The sequence below is a fragment of the Pseudomonas sp. Z2-11 genome (assembly GCF_054161305.1).
This window is the reverse complement of record NZ_CP096395.1, coordinates 4374764-4391167: the sequence shown is the minus strand read 5'-3', so window position 1 is coordinate 4391167 and position 16404 is coordinate 4374764. Positions and strand designations below refer to the sequence as shown.

At 62.1% G+C, this 16404-nt stretch carries 12 protein-coding genes; 7 read left to right on the top strand and 5 right to left on the bottom strand.

The genetic code is table 11. The features are described 5' to 3' along the window. Nucleotides 1-65 precede the first annotated feature (65 nt). Complete coding sequence (locus M1E16_RS19390; RefSeq protein WP_458128164.1) at nucleotides 66-2525, top strand: EAL domain-containing protein; 2460 nt, start codon at nucleotides 66-68, stop codon at nucleotides 2523-2525. Between the two features lie 78 nt (nucleotides 2526-2603). Next, nucleotides 2604-3374, top strand: a complete 771-nt coding sequence (locus tag M1E16_RS19385; protein ID WP_434605177.1) for a TenA family transcriptional regulator — start codon at nucleotides 2604-2606, stop codon at nucleotides 3372-3374. A 180-nt stretch (nucleotides 3375-3554) separates the two neighbouring features. On the opposite strand, the gene M1E16_RS19380 is transcribed toward M1E16_RS19385, so the two are convergent. The 5 genes from M1E16_RS19380 to M1E16_RS19360 all read right to left on the bottom strand — a co-directional run bounded on the left by M1E16_RS19380 (nucleotide 3555) and on the right by M1E16_RS19360 (nucleotide 8521). Beyond that, on the bottom strand, nucleotides 3555-4481 hold the full coding sequence (locus tag M1E16_RS19380) for a GGDEF domain-containing protein (protein WP_458128163.1): 927 nt from the start codon (nucleotides 4479-4481) through the stop codon (nucleotides 3555-3557). Between the two features lie 353 nt (nucleotides 4482-4834). Beyond that, nucleotides 4835-5575: a YciK family oxidoreductase gene (locus M1E16_RS19375; RefSeq protein WP_434572716.1), complete on the bottom strand. Its 741-nt coding sequence runs from the start codon at nucleotides 5573-5575 to the stop codon at nucleotides 4835-4837. A 179-nt stretch (nucleotides 5576-5754) separates the two neighbouring features. Continuing rightward, on the bottom strand, nucleotides 5755-6426 hold the full coding sequence (gene mupP, locus M1E16_RS19370) for an N-acetylmuramic acid 6-phosphate phosphatase MupP (protein WP_434601438.1): 672 nt from the start codon (nucleotides 6424-6426) through the stop codon (nucleotides 5755-5757). A gap of 4 nt (nucleotides 6427-6430) precedes the next feature. Continuing rightward, nucleotides 6431-7129, bottom strand: coding sequence for a bifunctional 2-polyprenyl-6-hydroxyphenol methylase/3-demethylubiquinol 3-O-methyltransferase UbiG (gene ubiG, locus M1E16_RS19365; protein WP_305499685.1), 699 nt, complete (start codon nucleotides 7127-7129; stop codon nucleotides 6431-6433). 60 nt (nucleotides 7130-7189) lie between these two features. Further along, the gene (locus M1E16_RS19360) at nucleotides 7190-8521 is read right to left on the bottom strand and encodes a TRZ/ATZ family hydrolase (protein ID WP_458128162.1); all 1332 of its coding nucleotides are present in this window, start codon (nucleotides 8519-8521) and stop codon (nucleotides 7190-7192) included. A gap of 105 nt (nucleotides 8522-8626) precedes the next feature. On the opposite strand from M1E16_RS19360, the gene mtnA reads away from it, so the two are divergent. The 5 genes from mtnA (at nucleotide 8627) to hisC (ending at nucleotide 16396) form a co-directional block, all read left to right on the top strand. Then, nucleotides 8627-9703, top strand: coding sequence for an S-methyl-5-thioribose-1-phosphate isomerase (gene mtnA, locus M1E16_RS19355; protein ID WP_305499687.1), 1077 nt, complete (start codon nucleotides 8627-8629; stop codon nucleotides 9701-9703). Nucleotides 9704-10125: 422 nt separating this feature from the next. Further along, a complete protein-coding gene (gene gyrA, locus M1E16_RS19350; RefSeq protein ID WP_434656521.1) occupies nucleotides 10126-12789 on the top strand; it encodes a DNA gyrase subunit A in 2664 nt (887 codons plus the stop codon). Between the two features lie 302 nt (nucleotides 12790-13091). Continuing rightward, nucleotides 13092-14177, top strand: a complete 1086-nt coding sequence (gene serC / locus M1E16_RS19345; RefSeq protein ID WP_305499688.1) for a 3-phosphoserine/phosphohydroxythreonine transaminase — start codon at nucleotides 13092-13094, stop codon at nucleotides 14175-14177. After that, entirely contained in the window at nucleotides 14177-15271 is a 1095-nt protein-coding gene (gene pheA, locus M1E16_RS19340) for a prephenate dehydratase (RefSeq protein ID WP_305499689.1), read from the top strand. Before serC ends, pheA begins: the two co-directional genes overlap by 1 nt. Nucleotides 15272-15283: 12 nt before the next feature. Continuing rightward, complete coding sequence (hisC, locus tag M1E16_RS19335; protein WP_434629318.1) at nucleotides 15284-16396, top strand: histidinol-phosphate transaminase; 1113 nt, start codon at nucleotides 15284-15286, stop codon at nucleotides 16394-16396. Nucleotides 16397-16404 lie beyond the last annotated feature (8 nt).

Below are 16404 nucleotides of genomic sequence, written 5' to 3'. Positions count from 1 at the left end.
GGCTGTTGAGTCAGGAACGGAATTCTCGCGGGTGCTCTATTGGCAATGCCTGTGCAAGGGACCTCATGAAGCAAAAGCGGACTCTCGGAACGCCTCGGTTGTTGGGCATCGTCTGGCCCTTTATCGCCGTCGTGCTATTTCAAGCATTGCTAGGAGGCGTCAGCCTTTATGTCCTGTCCGCAGTTCGCGGCTACGTGGCGGGGGAGAGCCTTTGGTCCAAGGGCCAGAAGGACGCTATCTATTACCTCAATCTTTACGCCGACAGCCGTGACGAGGCGATTTTTCGCAAATACCAGCAGGCCATCGCCGTGCCCGAGGGGGGACACGATCTACGCGTGGCCCTGGATCGCCAGCCGCCGGATCTCGAAGCGGCGCGGGTCGGGATTCTCCAGGGCGGCAATCATCCGGACGACGTGGCCAGCCTGATCTGGTTGTACCTCAACTTTCGCCATTTCAGTTATCTGGAAGAAGCCATCGATCTGTGGACGGTTGGCGATGGTTACCTGACCGAACTGGATAACGTCGCCCGGCAGATGCATCGCAGCATCACGGTGGGAGAAGCCTCCGAGGCCGATGTCCGCGGCTGGAAAGCGCAGATTTTCGCCATCAACGATTCCGTTACCCCTGCCGCCAAGGCATTCAGCGACGCGCTGGGCGAAGGATCGAGATTTATCCTGCGCCTGTTGCTGGTGACCAATTTCGCCACCGCGCTGGGATTGATCGTGCTGGCGCTGTTGCGCACGCATAAGTTACTGGCACAGCGGCAGGTCTTCGCCAATGCGCTGCAACTGGAGAAGGAGCGGGCGCAGATCACCCTGCAATCGATTGGCGATGGCGTGATCACCACCGATGTCGAAGGCGCCATTGCGTACATGAATCCCGCTGCCGAAGCGATGACCCACTGGAAAGCCGAGCACGCCACCGGGCTGCCCCTGGCGGCGCTGTTCAACCTGCTCGACGACAATGCCCAGACCGAAGGCCTGACCTTGATCGAGCACATACTCAGCGGACGACTCGGCGGCGGCAGCGAGCATTCCAAGCTGATCCAGCGACTTGACGGCAGCACGGTGTCGGTGACCCTGGTGGGGGCGCCGATCCGTCATGCCGGCAAAGTCAGCGGCGCGGTGCTGGTGCTGCATGACATGACCCAGGAGCGCCAGTACATTGCCAACCTGTCATGGCAGGCTACCCACGACGCCCTGACCGGCCTGGCGAACCGCCGGGAATTCGAATACCGCCTCGAGCAGGCCCTGCACAACCTCACGCGCCAGGTCGGGCGCCACGCGTTGATGTTTCTCGACCTGGACCAATTCAAGCTGGTCAACGACACCTGCGGCCACGCGGCGGGCGACGAGTTGCTGCGACACATCTGTGCCTTGCTGCAATCGGGGTTGCGGGAAAACGACACGCTTGCCCGGCTGGGCGGGGACGAGTTCGGCATCCTGCTGGAAAACTGCTCGCCCGAGGCGGCGGAAAAGATCGCCGAGGGCCTGCGCCAGACTGTGCAGAACCTGCATTTTGTCTGGAAAGGCCGGCCATTCGTGACCACCGTTAGCATCGGCCTGGTGCACATCGCCCAAAGCCCGACGACGCTGGAAGCCTCATTGCGTGCCGCCGACATGGCCTGCTATATGGCCAAGGAGAAAGGGCGCAACCGGGTCCAGGTCTACCATGCCGACGACTCGGAGTTGTCCCTGCGTTTTGGCGAAATGGCCTGGGTGCAGCGCTTGCACATGGCGCTGGAGGAAAACCGTTTCTGCCTCTACGCCCAGGAAATCGCCGCGTTGGGCCCGGGTGACCATGATGGCGGGCATATCGAGATCCTGTTGCGCCTGCATGACGAGGCAGGGCGAATGATCCTGCCGGACAGCTTCATTCCGGCGGCGGAGCGTTACGGCTTGATGACCTCGCTGGACCGTTGGGTCGTGGAGAATGTGTTCAAGATCATTCGCCAATGCCTGAATGAGTCGCGGCAAGGTCCGTTGGCCATGTGTGCGATCAACCTGTCAGGCACCACCATTGGCGATCAGGCGTTCCTGGATTTCCTGCGTAAACAGTTCGTTGCCTACTCGATTCCCCCGGAAATGATTTGTTTTGAAATCACCGAGACCAGTGCCATTTCCAATCTGGGCAGCGCGATTCGTTTTATAAACGAACTCAAGAGCTTGGGTTGTTACTTCTCGCTGGATGACTTTTGTGCCGGAATGTCTTCATTCGCTTACTTGAAACATTTACCTGTAGACTTCCTGAAGATCGATGGGAGTTTCGTAAAGGATATGCTGGACGACCCGATTAACCGGGCAATGGTCGAGGTGATCAATCACATCGGCCATGTCATGGGGAAGCGCACCATTGCCGAGTTCGTGGAAACGACTCAGATCGAACAGGCATTGTTGGAAATCGGCGTGGATTTCGCCCAGGGTTATGTCATCGAGCGTCCACAACTGTTTACCTGTGACACGTTGCAATGCCGGCCGGCCAGGCCTCAGCCATTGTTGTTCAAGGCCCCCGGCACGTTTCGCTGAACCTCTTGTTGATCCGAAAAAATCACAATCAGAAGGAGCCCGACAGTGATCGACACATTCAACCGAACAGGCCCGCTCATGGACGCCGCCAGTTATCCACAATGGGCACAGCAGCTCATTGCCGACTGCAGCGAGAGCAAGCGCCGGGTTGTCGAACACGAACTGTATCAACGCATGCGCGACAACAAGCTCAGCGCCAAGACCATGCGCCACTACCTCATCGGTGGTTGGCCGGTCGTCGAACAGTTCGCCTTGTACATGGCACAGAACCTTACCAAGACCCGCTTCGCCCGCCACCCCGGCGAGGACATGGCGCGTCGTTGGTTGATGCGCAACATTCGTGTCGAGCTCAATCATGCCGATTATTGGGTCAACTGGAGCGCTGCTCACGGCGTGACGCTCGAAGACCTGCAGGCGCAGCAGGTGCCGCCTGAGCTTCATGCGTTGAGCCATTGGTGCTGGCACACCAGTTCGGCGGACTCGCTGATCGTGGCTATTGCCGCGACCAACTACGCCATCGAGGGGGCGACCGGGGAGTGGTCGGCACTGGTCTGCTCTACCGGTGTCTATGCGTCGGCATTCGCCGAGGAAGACCGCAAGCGGGCCATGAAGTGGCTGAAGATGCATGCCCAGTATGACGATGCCCACCCGTGGGAAGCGCTGGAAATCATCTGCACGCTGGCGGGCATGAACCCGAGCAAGGCGTTGCAGATGGAACTGCGCCAGGCCGTTTGCAAGAGCTACGACTACATGTATCTGTTTCTCGAAAGGTGCATGCAGCTGGAACACTCGGGCGCTGGCGAAAAAGCCTCGGCAGGCCGTGAGCGGCTGGCGCTGGCCAGTAACTGATACCCGATAGCTTCACCCTGTGGGAGCGAGCTTGCTCGCGAAAGCGGTCTGCCTGGCAACCTTGCGTTGACTGGTCCGGCCTCTTCGCGAGCAGGCTCGCTCCCACATTTGTTTTGTAGAGTTGGGTGGGAGCGAGCCTGCTCGCGAAAGCGGTGTGTCGGCCAGTAGAGAAGCCTGGTTTCAGCCCGCCATCGCCAACCGGTTCCGCCCCTCGCGCTTGGCTACATACAGCGCATTGTCCGCCCGGCGCAGGAGACTTTCAGCGGACTCGCCCGGCAGCAACGTCGCGCAGCCCAGGCTCACCGTCAATTCGATCCTCGTGCCGTCGGCAAAATAATCCTGGGCCTGGGCGGCATAACGCAGCCGTTCACCGACCATGGCCGCCGCTTCCCGGCTGGTGTTGGCCAGCAGGATCAGGAATTCCTCACCACCGAATCTGAACACCATATCGACATTGCGCAACTGGCCCTTGATCGAGTCGGCAACGGCCTTGAGTACTTCGTCGCCGACCCCGTGCCCATGGCTGTCGTTGATGCGTTTGAAATGGTCGATGTCCAGCATCAGCAACGACAGCGGCTGCATGTGCCGCCTGGCCATGTCGATTTCCCGCTCCAGCGTCTGGTCCATGGCAATGCGGTTGCCGGTGCCGGTCAGTGGATCGCGCAGGGCGCTCTGCGTGGCGGCGCGGTAGAGCAATGCGTTACGCAGCGGGAAAAACAGCGCCGACAGGATTGACTCCAGGTCGCTCTGTTCCGCGCTGCTGAAGCGCTGGTTGCGCCGAAACACCAGCTCACCCAGATGCTCGCCCTCATGGCTGAGGTTGTAGCTGAGGTTGTGGTGCCCGCGCTGGCCAAACTCCAGGCGCAGGTCGCTGGGTTTATGCTGGTAAACCAGTGCGTCCAGAGGCACCAGCCGCTGGATTTCACGGAAGAACAAACCGAGAATCCTTTGCGGCTCCAGGCTGGTCTGCAACTGCTGGCCTAATTGCTGGCGCAGTTGCGTCAGGCTGATCGGCCGCGTCACGAGCGCCGACGGCTGGGCGAGGCCCAGGCGCTGCAACTTGGCGCTGTCGAAATCAATAGCATTGGTCTGCGTGGGCGTTTTCATATGGCGTGAGCCCCTGAACTGAATCGGTCCTGACCGGCGAGGGTGAAGCGGCTCTGGGCTGCGCGTCGTACTGATCCATCAGTCCCGAAGGACACTGAGTTGAGTCTAGTCCGCTTCGCTGTGCTGGCGGAGGTCTCGTCCCAATGTCCCGACTCGCCGGACACGGCGTGTTTGAATGGATTAGAGCGAAAGTCGTGCCATTCAGTTCACAGTGATAAAACTTGTCGACGAATCAATAAGTTGCAGGCTCGTAGCGTGAGCAACGGGCGGCAGGGCTTTGGCGTTTCGCCTGGCCGGGGGATCAAGGAGAGGCACGCCGCGACGGCAAACCGCCGCGACGTCGAGTCTGGCGCTTACTGCGCGTTGAAAGCCTGGCCGTTGACGCCGGTACTGTCCGGGCCCATGAGGTACAGGTACACCGGCAGGATTTCTTCGGGCGTCGGGTTGTTCAGCGGATTTTCTCCCGGATAGGCCTGTGCGCGCATGCTGGTGCGGGTGGCGCCGGGGTTGATGCTGTTGGAGCGCACCGGGGCTACCGTGTCGACTTCGTCGGCCAGGGTCTGCATAAGCCCCTCTGTGGCGAACTTGGACACGCCATAAGCGCCCCAATAGGCCCGGCCCTTGCGACCGACGCTGCTGGACGTGAACACCACCGATGCATCCTTGGACAGTTTGAGCAACGGCAGCAAAGTGCTGGTGAGCATGAACATGGCGTTGACGTTCACTTGCATCACCCGCATGAAGTTCTCGCCGGAAAGCTGTTCCAGCGGCGTGCGCGGGCCGATGATCGAGGCGTTGTGCAGGAGGCCGTCCAGATGACCGAATTCGGTCTCGATCATTGCCGCCAGTTCATCGTATTGATGGGGCAGGGCGGTTTCGAGATTGAAGGGGATCACCGCTGGCTGCGGATGACCAGCCGCCTCGATTTCATCATAGACCTGGGTCAGGTTGGCTTCGGTCTTGCCCAGCAACAACACGGTGGCGCCATGGGCGGCATAGGCCTTGGCGGCAGCGGCGCCAATACCGCGACCGGCACCGGTGACCAGGATGATCCGGCCCTCGAGCAGGTCGGGGCGGGCGGAGTAGTCAAACATAAAAAACCTCAACAAATGGCAGCACGTACTTGTCACGCAGAGTAGTCATGGCAGGTGAGCTTTTCGTGGCGAGGGAGCTTGCTCCCGCTCGGCGACGAAGTCGTCGCCAGACTCGGGACCGCTGCGCGGTCCAGCGGGAGCAAGCTCCCTCGCCACAAGAGCAATTTCGCCGAACGAGGTCAGCAACTGCACAACGCGTTATCCAGCACTTCGCGCAGCGCCAGGGGATGGTCGATTACCACATCCGCGCCCCAGTGCTTGGGGTTGTCGTCCGGGTGGATGTAGCCATAGGTCACCGCGCAGGTCTTGGTCCCGGCGCTGCGGCCGGACTCGATGTCCCGTAGGTCGTCGCCGATGAACAGCACGCTGGCCGGATCGAGGTCGAGCATCTTGCAAGCGAGAATCAGCGGTTCGGGGTCCGGTTTGCTGTTTTTCACATGGTCGGGGCAGACCAGCACTTTCGACCGCTCGGCCAGGCCCAACTGCTGCATGATCGGCTCGGCGAAGCGCACCGGCTTGTTGGTGACCACGCCCCAGATGAGATTGGCCGCCTCGATATCGGCCAGTACTTCGGCCATCCCATCGAACAGATGGCTGTGGACCGCGCAACCCTTGAGATAGCGGTCGAGGAACTCCTGGCGCAGCTCCTCGAAACCCGGCGATTCCGGGTCCATGGAGAACGTCACTGCGACCATCGCCCGGGCGCCGCCGGAAATCTCGTCGCGGATGTGCTGGGTGTTCATCGGCGGCAGGCCACGGTCGGCGCGCATGGCCTGGCAGATGGCGATGAAGTCTGGCGCGGTGTCGAGCAGCGTGCCGTCCATGTCGAAGAGAACCGCTTTGAGACGCATCGACTTATTCCTCGCGCAGGGTCTGGATCATGTAGTTGACGTCCACATCGGCGGCCAGTTTGTAGTGCTTGGTCAGCGGGTTGTAGGTCAGGCCGATGATGTCCTTGACGGTCAGCCCGGCCATGCGGCTCCAGGCGCCCAGCTCCGAAGGCCGGATGAATTTCTTGAAGTCGTGGGTGCCGCGTGGCAGCAGCTTCATGATGTATTCGGCGCCGATGATCGCGAACAGGTACGCCTTCGGGTTGCGGTTGATGGTGGAGAAGAACACCTGGCCGCCAGGCTTGACCATCTGGAAGCAGGCTCGGATCACCGATGACGGGTCCGGTACGTGTTCGAGCATCTCCAGGCAGGTGACCACGTCGAACTGGCCGGGCATTTCCTCGGCCAGGGCTTCGGCGGTGATCTGCCGGTATTCGACGCTGACGCCGGACTCCAGCTGATGCAGTTGCGCCACTGCCAGCGGCGCCTCGCCCATGTCGATGCCCATTACGGTAGCGCCGCGCAGGGCCATGGCTTCACTGAGGATGCCGCCACCACAGCCGACGTCGAGGACTTTCTTGCCGGCCAGGCCGACGCGCTCGTCGATCCAGTTGACGCGCAGCGGGTTGATGTCGTGCAGCGGCTTGAATTCGCTTTCGCGGTCCCACCAGCGATGGGCCAGGGCCTCGAACTTGGCAATTTCAGCGTGGTCGACGTTGCTCATGTGCAGTTCCTCGAAAAACTTGAAAAATCGGTGGTCCCGAGCCGTGGCTCAAGGGCTGTGCTATTCGTTCTGGCCGCTGACCCGACGGCCCCAGTCCTGGGCCGTGGCGATCAGCTGCGATTCGTCCATGCGCGTCAGGCGGCCATCCTCCAGCAACGGCTTGCCGGCCACCCAGAGGTGTTTCACGCAATGGCGACCGGTGGCGTAGATCAACTGCGAAACCGGGTCATAGATCGGTTGTTGCGCCAGGCCGGACAGGTCGAAGGCCACCAGGTCGGCGGCCTTGCCCACTTCCAGCGAGCCGACGATCGACTCGATGCCCAGCGCGCGGGCGCCATTGAGCGTGGCCATGCGCAAGGCCCGATGGGCATCCAAGGCCGTGGCCGAACCGGCAACGGCTTTCGCCAGTAGGGCGGCGGTGCGGGTTTCGCCCAGCAGGTCCAAGTCATTGTTGCTTGCCGCGCCGTCCGTGCCGACCGCGACGTTGACGCCGGCCTGCCACAGGCGTTCCACCGGGCAGAAACCGCTGGCCAGCTTCAGATTCGATTCCGGACAATGGATCACGCTGCAATTGTGTTCTACCAGCAGCGCCTGGTCCTCGTCGCTGACCTGGGTCATGTGCACCGCCTGGAAGCGCGGCCCCAGCAGGCCAACGCGCGCCAACCGGGCCATCGGCCGCTCGCCGGTGTTATCCACAGCCTGCTGCACTTCGAAGGCGGTTTCATGAACATGCATGTGGATGGCCGCGTCCAGTTCCTCGGCGATCACGCGGATTTTTTCCAGGTTCTCATCGCCGACGGTGTACGGGGCGTGAGGGCCGAATGCGACTTTGATCCGCGGATGGTGCTTGAGGTCGCCAAACAATTCGATGCCCTGACGAATGGCTTCGTCGGCGCTGGCGGCGCCGGGGATCGGAAAGTCGAGGATCGGAATGGCGATCTGCGCGCGGATGCCGCTGTTATGCACGCGTTCGCTGGCCACCTTGGGATAGAAGTACATGTCGGAGAAACAGGTGATGCCGCCCTGGATCTGCTCGGCGATCGCCAGGTCAGTACCGTCGCGGACAAAATCCTCGTCGACCCATTTACCCTCGGCGGGCCAGATGTGCTGTTCGAGCCAGGTCATCAGCGGCAGGTCGTCGGCCAGGCCACGGAACAATGTCATTGCCGCGTGACCGTGGGCATTGACCAGGCCCGGACTGAGCAGCATGCCGGGCAGTTCGCGAACCTCCGTGGCAGCGCATTGCATGGCTTTGGCCCGTGGCCCGATGAACACGATGCAACCGTCGCGAATGCCCAGGCCATGATCCTTGAGCACGATACCGGCGGGTTCGACAGGCACCAACCAGGTCGGCAGCAATAATAAGTCGAGCGCAACGGCAGGCTTGGGCATCGTGGAACGGTTCCATGGGTTATAAAGGATGACGAAGTATACCCGAGCGTCTTCGCGGAGGGATCGCTATAATCGGCGGCTTTGTTCTTGAGTGCGGGGTGAGGGATGCGCGATCGACTGTTGGCTGCGGAGAAGGTGAAGGCCATCGATTGGCGCGATGGCGCTCTTTACCTGCTGGATCAGCGTGTTTTGCCGTTCGAGGAAAACTGGATCGCCTACACCAGCGCGGCCGGTGTGGCCGAGGCCATTCGTTCGATGGTGGTGCGCGGTGCGCCGGCCATCGGTATCAGCGCCGCTTATGGCGTGGTGCTGGCGGCGCGGGCGCGGATGGCCGAGGGCGGCGATTGGCAAGCGGCGCTGGAAGCGGATTTCGCCTTGCTGGCCGATTCCCGGCCGACGGCGGTCAATCTGTTCTGGGCGCTGGATCGCATGCGCGACCGGTTGGGACGCTTGAAGGAGCATGCCGAACCGCTGGCGGTGCTTGAGGCTGAGGCCATTGCGATCCATGAAAGTGACCGCGAAGCCAACCTGACCATGGCCCAGCTTGGCGTCGACCTGATCCGCAAGCATCAGGGCAACGCCCAGGCCATCTTGACCCATTGCAACACCGGGGCCCTGGCCACTGGCGGCTTCGGAACGGCCCTCGGGGTAATTCGCGGGGCGTTTCTGGAGGGCATGGTCGAACGGGTCTACGCCGACGAAACCCGTCCATGGCTGCAGGGTTCACGGTTGACGGCATGGGAGCTGGCGAACGAGGGCATTCCGGTGACGCTCAACGCCGATTCCGCCGCTGCCCACATCATGAAGACCAAGGGCGTGACCTGGGTCATCGTCGGCGCCGACCGCATCACCGCCAACGGCGACGTGGCGAACAAGATCGGCACCTACCAGCTGGCGGTCTGCGCCATGCACCACGGCGTACGTTTCATGGTGGTGGCGCCGAGCTCGACCATCGACATGAACCTGGCCAGCGGTGATGACATCCCGATCGAAGAGCGCGACGGGCGCGAGCTGCTGGAAGTCGGCGGCAAGCGGGTCGGGGCGGATGCCGATGCGTTCAACCCGGTGTTCGACGTGACCCCGGCGGACCTGATCGATGCGATCGTGACGGAGAAGGGCATCGTCGAGCGGCCGGATACCGCGAAGATGGCCCAATTGATGTGCCGCAAGCGGTTGCATTGAAGGCTTTCGGCGCCTGAGCTGGCCCCATCGCGAGCAAGCTCGCTCCCACATTTGATTGCGATATGGCTCCATTGTAGGAGCGAGCTTGCTCGCGATAGGGCCGGCAAAGTCAGAAAAAATCCAAATCCAGCCACAAAATCTGCGTTTCAGCGCCTCTGAGCCCCTCTCGTCCCGTTCCAGCCTGTCATCGGTCAACTAACTACGCACCATGCGCATCAGGGGGATAGGTGCGTGGCGGCTCTTGTGATAACATCCGGCGGTTTCCAAGGCTGCCTCGCGAGGTGGCCTTTACTGCGCAGATCCATGGCATAACTCGTTGATTTGTCGTAAGTCGCTGCACGGCACTTGTCCTGCAGCGGCGAGCTTCGTTCATCCCATCTGGATGTAGCGAGGTTTCACCAGAAAAAGGAATCAGGCTTCTCATGGGCGAACTGGCCAAAGAAATCCTCCCGGTCAATATCGAAGACGAGCTGAAACAGTCCTACCTCGACTACGCGATGAGCGTGATCGTCGGGCGGGCGCTGCCGGATGCGCGCGATGGCTTGAAGCCCGTGCACCGGCGCGTGCTGTTCGCGATGAGCGAACTGGGCAACGACTTCAACAAGCCGTACAAGAAATCCGCCCGTGTCGTCGGCGATGTGATCGGTAAGTATCACCCCCACGGCGACACTGCCGTGTACGACACCATCGTTCGGATGGCCCAGCCATTCTCCCTGCGCTACCTGCTGGTGGACGGCCAGGGCAACTTCGGTTCGGTGGACGGCGACAACGCCGCGGCCATGCGATACACCGAAGTGCGCATGACCAAGCTGGCCCACGAACTGCTGGCCGACCTGCACAAGGAAACCGTCGACTGGGTGCCGAACTACGACGGCACCGAGATGATCCCGGCGGTCATGCCGACGCGTATCCCGAACCTGCTCGTCAACGGCTCCAGCGGTATCGCCGTGGGCATGGCGACCAACATCCCGCCGCACAACCTCGGTGAAGTCATCGACGGTTGCCTGGCCCTCATCGACAACCCCGAGCTGTCCGTCGATGAGCTGATGCAATACATCCCCGGTCCCGATTTTCCGACGGCGGCGATCATCAACGGTCGCGCCGGTATCATCGAGGCCTATCGCACCGGTCGCGGCCGCATCTACATGCGCGCCCGCTCGACCGTGGAGGACATCGACAAGGTCGGTGGCCGCCAGCAGATCGTCATCACCGAGCTGCCGTACCAGCTGAACAAGGCCCGCCTGATCGAGAAAATCGCCGAGCTGGTAAAAGAGAAGAAGCTCGAAGGCATCACCGAGCTGCGTGACGAGTCCGACAAGGACGGCATGCGCGTCGTGATCGAACTGCGCCGTGGCGAAGTGCCGGAGGTGATCCTCAACAACCTCTACGCCCAGACCCAGCTGCAAAGCGTGTTCGGCATCAACATTGTCGCGCTGATCGACGGCCGTCCGCGGATCCTGAACCTCAAGGACCTGCTGGAAGCCTTCGTGCGTCACCGTCGCGAAGTGGTCACCCGGCGGACCGTATTCGAACTGCGTAAAGCTCGCGAACGCGGCCACATCCTTGAAGGCCAGGCCGTTGCCCTGTCGAACATCGACCCGGTCATCGCCCTGATCAAGGCCTCGCCAACCCCGTCGGAAGCCAAGGAAGCGCTGATCAGCACCCCTTGGGAATCCACCGCGGTGGTGGCGATGGTCGAGCGCGCCGGCGCCGACTCGTGCCGTCCGGAAAACCTCGACCCGCAATACGGCCTGCGCGAAGGCAAGTACTTCCTGTCCCCGGAACAGGCGCAAGCCATCCTGGAACTGCGCCTGCACCGCCTGACCGGTCTGGAGCACGAGAAGCTGCTGGCCGAGTACCAGGAGATCCTCAACCAGATCGGCGAGCTGATCCGCATCCTCAACAGCGCCACGCGTCTGATGGAAGTGATCCGCGAAGAACTGGAAGTGATCCGCGCCGAGTACGGCGACGTGCGCCGCACCGAGATCCTCGATGCGCGCCTCGACCTGACCCTGGGCGACATGATCCCGGAAGAAGAGCGCGTGGTGACGATTTCCCACGGCGGCTACGCCAAGACCCAGCCGCTGGCCGCCTACCAGGCCCAGCGTCGCGGCGGCAAGGGCAAGTCGGCGACCGGCGTCAAGGACGAGGACTACATCGCTCACCTGCTGGTCGCCAACAGCCACACCACGCTGCTGCTGTTCTCCAGCAAGGGCAAGGTGTACTGGCTCAAGACCTACGAAATCCCCGAAGCGTCCCGCGCCGCCCGTGGTCGTCCGCTGGTCAACCTGCTGCCGCTGGACAGTGACGAATACATCACCACCATGCTGCCGGTGGAGGAATACACAGAAGGTCACTTTATCTTCATGGCGACCGCCAAGGGCACCGTGAAGAAGACCCCGCTGGAGTCCTTCAGCCGTCAGCGCAGCGTCGGCCTGATCGCACTGGAGCTGGACGAAGGCGACGTGCTGATTTCCGCTGCCATCACCGACGGTGAGCGTGAAGTCATGCTGTTCTCCGACGGCGGCAAGGTCACGCGCTTCAAGGAGTCCGACGTCCGCGCCATGGGCCGTACCGCCCGTGGTGTTCGCGGCATGCGTCTGCCGGAAGGGCAGAAGCTGATTTCCATGCTGATTCCGGAAGAAGGCAGCCAGATCCTCACCGCTTCCGCGCGGGGCTACGGCAAGCGTACCGCCATCAGTGAGTTCCCCGAGTACAAGCGTGGCGGCCAGGGCGTGATCGCCATGGTCAGCAACGAGCGTAACGGCCGCCTGGTCGGCGCGGTCCAGGTGCTCGATGGCGAAGAGATCATGCTGATCTCCGACCAGGGCACCCTGGTGCGCACGCGCGTCGCCGAAGTGTCGAGCCTGGGTCGTAACACCCAGGGCGTGACGCTGATCAAACTCGCCAGCGACGAAACGCTGGTCGGGCTTGAACGGGTCCAGGAGCCGTCGGAAGTCGAAGGCGAGGAGCTGGAAGGCGAGGAAGGCGTGGCGTTCGACGGCACCCTCGGTGCCGATGTCGATGACGCCGTCGGCGATCAACAGCTCGATGCCGCTGCAGACGAAGAAGAACCGCAGGACTAAGCGGACACACAGGGGGCGGATGAAGATTCGCCCCCTTGTTGTTTGTTCCGTTTGAAAATTTGCGACACTGCACATTCCCTATGGGACTGCCCCTCTCTTGAGGCTTGTTTGATTTATCGTGGCGAGGGAGCTTGCTCCCGCTTGAGTGCGAAGCGCTCACAACAAAGAGGGGCCGCTGCGCAGCCCAGCGGGAGCAAGCTCCCTCGCCACGGATTCAACCATGCCTTGAGTGAGCGGTAGCCCTGTGGGATCGGTGCAAATCAGAAGATTTAAGTGACCACCAGATCAGAGCGAGATTGGATGTGAGCAAGAGAGCCTATAACTTCTGTGCCGGCCCGGCGGCGCTTCCTGAAGCGGTCCTGAAGCGCGCCCAGGGTGAACTTCTCGACTGGCATGGCAAGGGCCTGTCCGTCATGGAAATGAGCCATCGCAGCGATGAGTTCGTGTCCATCGCGACCAAGGCCGAGCAGGACCTGCGCGATCTGCTGAACATCCCGTCCAACTACAAAGTGCTGTTCCTGCAGGGCGGCGCCAGCCAGCAGTTCGCGCAGATTCCGTTGAACCTGTTGCCGGAAAGTGGCAAGGCCGACTACATCGACACCGGTATCTGGTCGCAGAAAGCCATCGAAGAAGCGTCGCGCTACGGCCACGTCAACGTTGCCGCCACCGCCAAGCCTTACGACTATTTCGCGATCCCCGGCCAGAACGAGTGGAACCTGTCCAAGGACGCGGCTTACGTGCACTACGCGCCGAACGAAACCATCGGTGGCCTGGAATTCAACTGGATCCCGGAAACCGGTGACGTGCCGCTGGTGGCCGACATGTCCTCGGACATCCTCTCGCGTCCTGTGGATATCTCCCGTTTCGGCATGATCTACGCCGGCGCCCAGAAAAACATCGGCCCGAGCGGCATCCTGGTCGCGATCATCCGCGAAGACCTGCTCGGTCGCGCCCGTTCCCTGTGCCCGACCATGCTCAACTACAAGGTCGCGGCCGACAACGGCTCGATGTACAACACCCCGCCGACCCTGGCCTGGTACCTGTCGGGCCTGGTGTTCGAGTGGCTGAAAGAGCAGGGCGGTGTCGAAGCCATCGGCAAGCTCAACGAAGTGAAGCAGCGCACGCTGTATGACTTCATCGACGCCAGCGGTCTCTACAGCAACCCGATCAACAAGTCCGACCGCTCGTGGATGAACGTGCCGTTCCGCCTGGCGGACGACCGTCTCGACAAGCCATTCCTGGCCGGCGCCGATGAGCGTGGTCTGCTGAACCTCAAGGGCCACCGCTCGGTCGGCGGCATGCGCGCCTCCATCTACAACGCCGTAGACATCAACGCCGTCAACGCGCTGATCGCCTACATGGCAGAGTTCGAGAAGGAACACGGCTGATGTCCGAGCAAGAACTCAAGGCGCTGCGCCTGCGCATCGACGCCCTCGACGAAAAAGTCCTGGAACTGATCAGCGAGCGTGCACGCTGCGCCCAGGAAGTCGCGCGGGTGAAAATGGCCTCCCTGGCTGAAGGCGAAGTACCGGTGTTCTACCGGCCGGAGCGCGAAGCCCAGGTGCTCAAGCGCGTCATGGAGCGCAACAAGGGTCCGCTGGGCAACGAAGAGATGGCGCGGCTGTTTCGCGAAATCATGTCCTCGTGCCTGGCCCTTGAACAGCCGCTGAAAGTCGCGTACCTGGGGCCGGAAGGCACCTTCACCCAGGCTGCCGCCATGAAGCATTTCGGTCACGCCGTGATCAGCAAGCCGATGGCGGCCATCGACGAAGTCTTCCGCGAAGTGGCCGCTGGCGCGGTGAATTTCGGTGTGGTGCCGGTGGAAAACTCCACCGAAGGCGCGGTCAACCACACGCTGGACAGCTTCCTCGAACACGACATGGTGATCTGTGGCGAAGTCGAGCTGCGGATCCACCATCACCTGCTGGTGGGCGAGAGCACCAAGACCGACAGCATCAGCCGCATCTATTCACACGCCCAGTCCCTGGCCCAGTGCCGCAAATGGCTGGACGCGCATTACCCGAATGTCGAGCGAGTGGCGGTGTCGAGCAACGCCGAGGCGGCCAAGCGGGTCAAGGGCGAGTGGAACTCGGCGGCCATCGCCGGGGATATGGCGGCAGGCCTCTACGGCTTGACGCGCCTGGCCGAGAAAATCGAGGACCGTCCGGACAACTCCACCCGGTTCCTGATGATCGGCAGCCAGGAAGTCCCACCGACCGGCGACGACAAGACCTCGATCATCGTTTCCATGAGCAACAAGCCGGGCGCGCTGCACGAATTGCTGGTGCCGTTCCACGACAATGGGATCGACCTGACGCGGATCGAGACCCGTCCGTCGCGCAGCGGTAAATGGACCTACGTGTTCTTCATCGATTTTGTCGGCCACCACCGCGATCCGCTGGTCAAAGGTGTGCTGGAGAAAATCAGTCAGGAAGCAGTGGCACTCAAAGTGCTGGGTTCCTACCCCAAGGCAGTTCTTTAAGGGCGGATAGCAATGAGTGGCAACTTCCTCGCACTGGCGCAGCCAGGCGTGCAACAACTTTCGCCTTACGTTCCAGGCAAGCCTGTGGACGAACTGGCTCGCGAGCTGGATCTGGATCCGGCCAGCATCGTCAAGTTGGCGAGCAACGAAAACCCGCTGGGCGCGAGCCCCAAGGCATTGGCGGCGATCCGCGACGAGCTGGCCGAGCTGACCCGCTACCCCGACGGTAATGGCTTTGCCTTGAAAAGCCTGCTGGCCGAGCGCTGCGGCGTCGAGCTGAGCCAGGTGACCCTGGGTAACGGCTCCAACGACATTCTCGAGCTGGTCGCTCGTGCCTATCTGGCGCCGGGCCTCAACGCTGTGTTCAGCGAGCATGCGTTTGCGGTCTATCCGATTGCCACCCAAGCCGTTGGTGCCGATGCCCATGTGGTTCCGGCCAAGGATTGGGGGCACGATCTGCCGGCCATGCTGGCCGCCATCGACGCCAATACCCGCGTGGTCTTCATCGCCAACCCGAACAATCCGACCGGCACCTGGTTCGATGCCCAGGCCCTGGACGACTTCCTGCAGGACGTGCCCGAGCACGTGCTGGTGGTGCTGGACGAGGCTTACATCGAGTACGCCGAGGGCAGCGACCTGCCCGACGGCCTGGACTTCCTCGCCGCGTACCCGAACCTGCTGGTGTCGCGCACGTTCTCCAAGGCCTATGGCCTGGCGTCGCTGCGGGTCGGTTACGGCCTCTCCACCGCAGTGGTGGCCGATGTGCTGAACCGCGTGCGCCAACCGTTCAACGTCAACAGCTTCGCCCTGGCCGCCGCCTGCGCCGCCTTGCAGGACGAGGCCTACCTGGCCGAGAGCCGCCGCTTGAACGAGGCCGGTATGCAGCAGCTGGAAGCCGGCTTCCGTGAGCTGGGGCTGAGCTGGATTCCTTCCAAGGGCAATTTCATCTGTGTCGACGTGGGCTGCGTCGCGGCGCCGGTGTTCCAGGGCTTGCTGCGCGAAGGCGTGATCGTCCGTCCGGTGGCCAATTACGGCATGCCGAATCACCTGCGGGTCACCGTCGGCCTGCCGGCGGAAAACAGCCGTTTCCTGGAGGCGCTGAGCAAGGTCCTGGCTCGTGGTTGATGTCACCT

Bases quoted from the DNA above. Each gene is read 5' to 3' on its own strand.
- M1E16_RS19360 (WP_458128162.1), bottom strand. From the start codon at position 8,521: ATGCCCAAGCCTGCCGTTGCGCTCGACTTATTATTGCTGCCGACCTGG.
- ubiG (WP_305499685.1), bottom strand. From the start codon at position 7,129: ATGAGCAACGTCGACCACGCTGAAATTGCCAAGTTCGAGGCCCTGGCC.
- M1E16_RS19380 (WP_458128163.1), bottom strand. From the start codon at position 4,481: ATGAAAACGCCCACGCAGACCAATGCTATTGATTTCGACAGCGCCAAG.
- gyrA (WP_434656521.1), top strand. From the start codon at position 10,126: ATGGGCGAACTGGCCAAAGAAATCCTCCCGGTCAATATCGAAGACGAG.
- M1E16_RS19375 (WP_434572716.1), bottom strand. From the start codon at position 5,575: ATGTTTGACTACTCCGCCCGCCCCGACCTGCTCGAGGGCCGGATCATC.
- M1E16_RS19385 (WP_434605177.1), top strand. From the start codon at position 2,604: ATGGACGCCGCCAGTTATCCACAATGGGCACAGCAGCTCATTGCCGAC.
- M1E16_RS19390 (WP_458128164.1), top strand. From the start codon at position 66: ATGAAGCAAAAGCGGACTCTCGGAACGCCTCGGTTGTTGGGCATCGTC.
- mupP (WP_434601438.1), bottom strand. From the start codon at position 6,426: ATGCGTCTCAAAGCGGTTCTCTTCGACATGGACGGCACGCTGCTCGAC.
- mtnA (WP_305499687.1), top strand. From the start codon at position 8,627: ATGCGCGATCGACTGTTGGCTGCGGAGAAGGTGAAGGCCATCGATTGG.
- pheA (WP_305499689.1), top strand. From the start codon at position 14,177: ATGTCCGAGCAAGAACTCAAGGCGCTGCGCCTGCGCATCGACGCCCTC.
- hisC (WP_434629318.1), top strand. From the start codon at position 15,284: ATGAGTGGCAACTTCCTCGCACTGGCGCAGCCAGGCGTGCAACAACTT.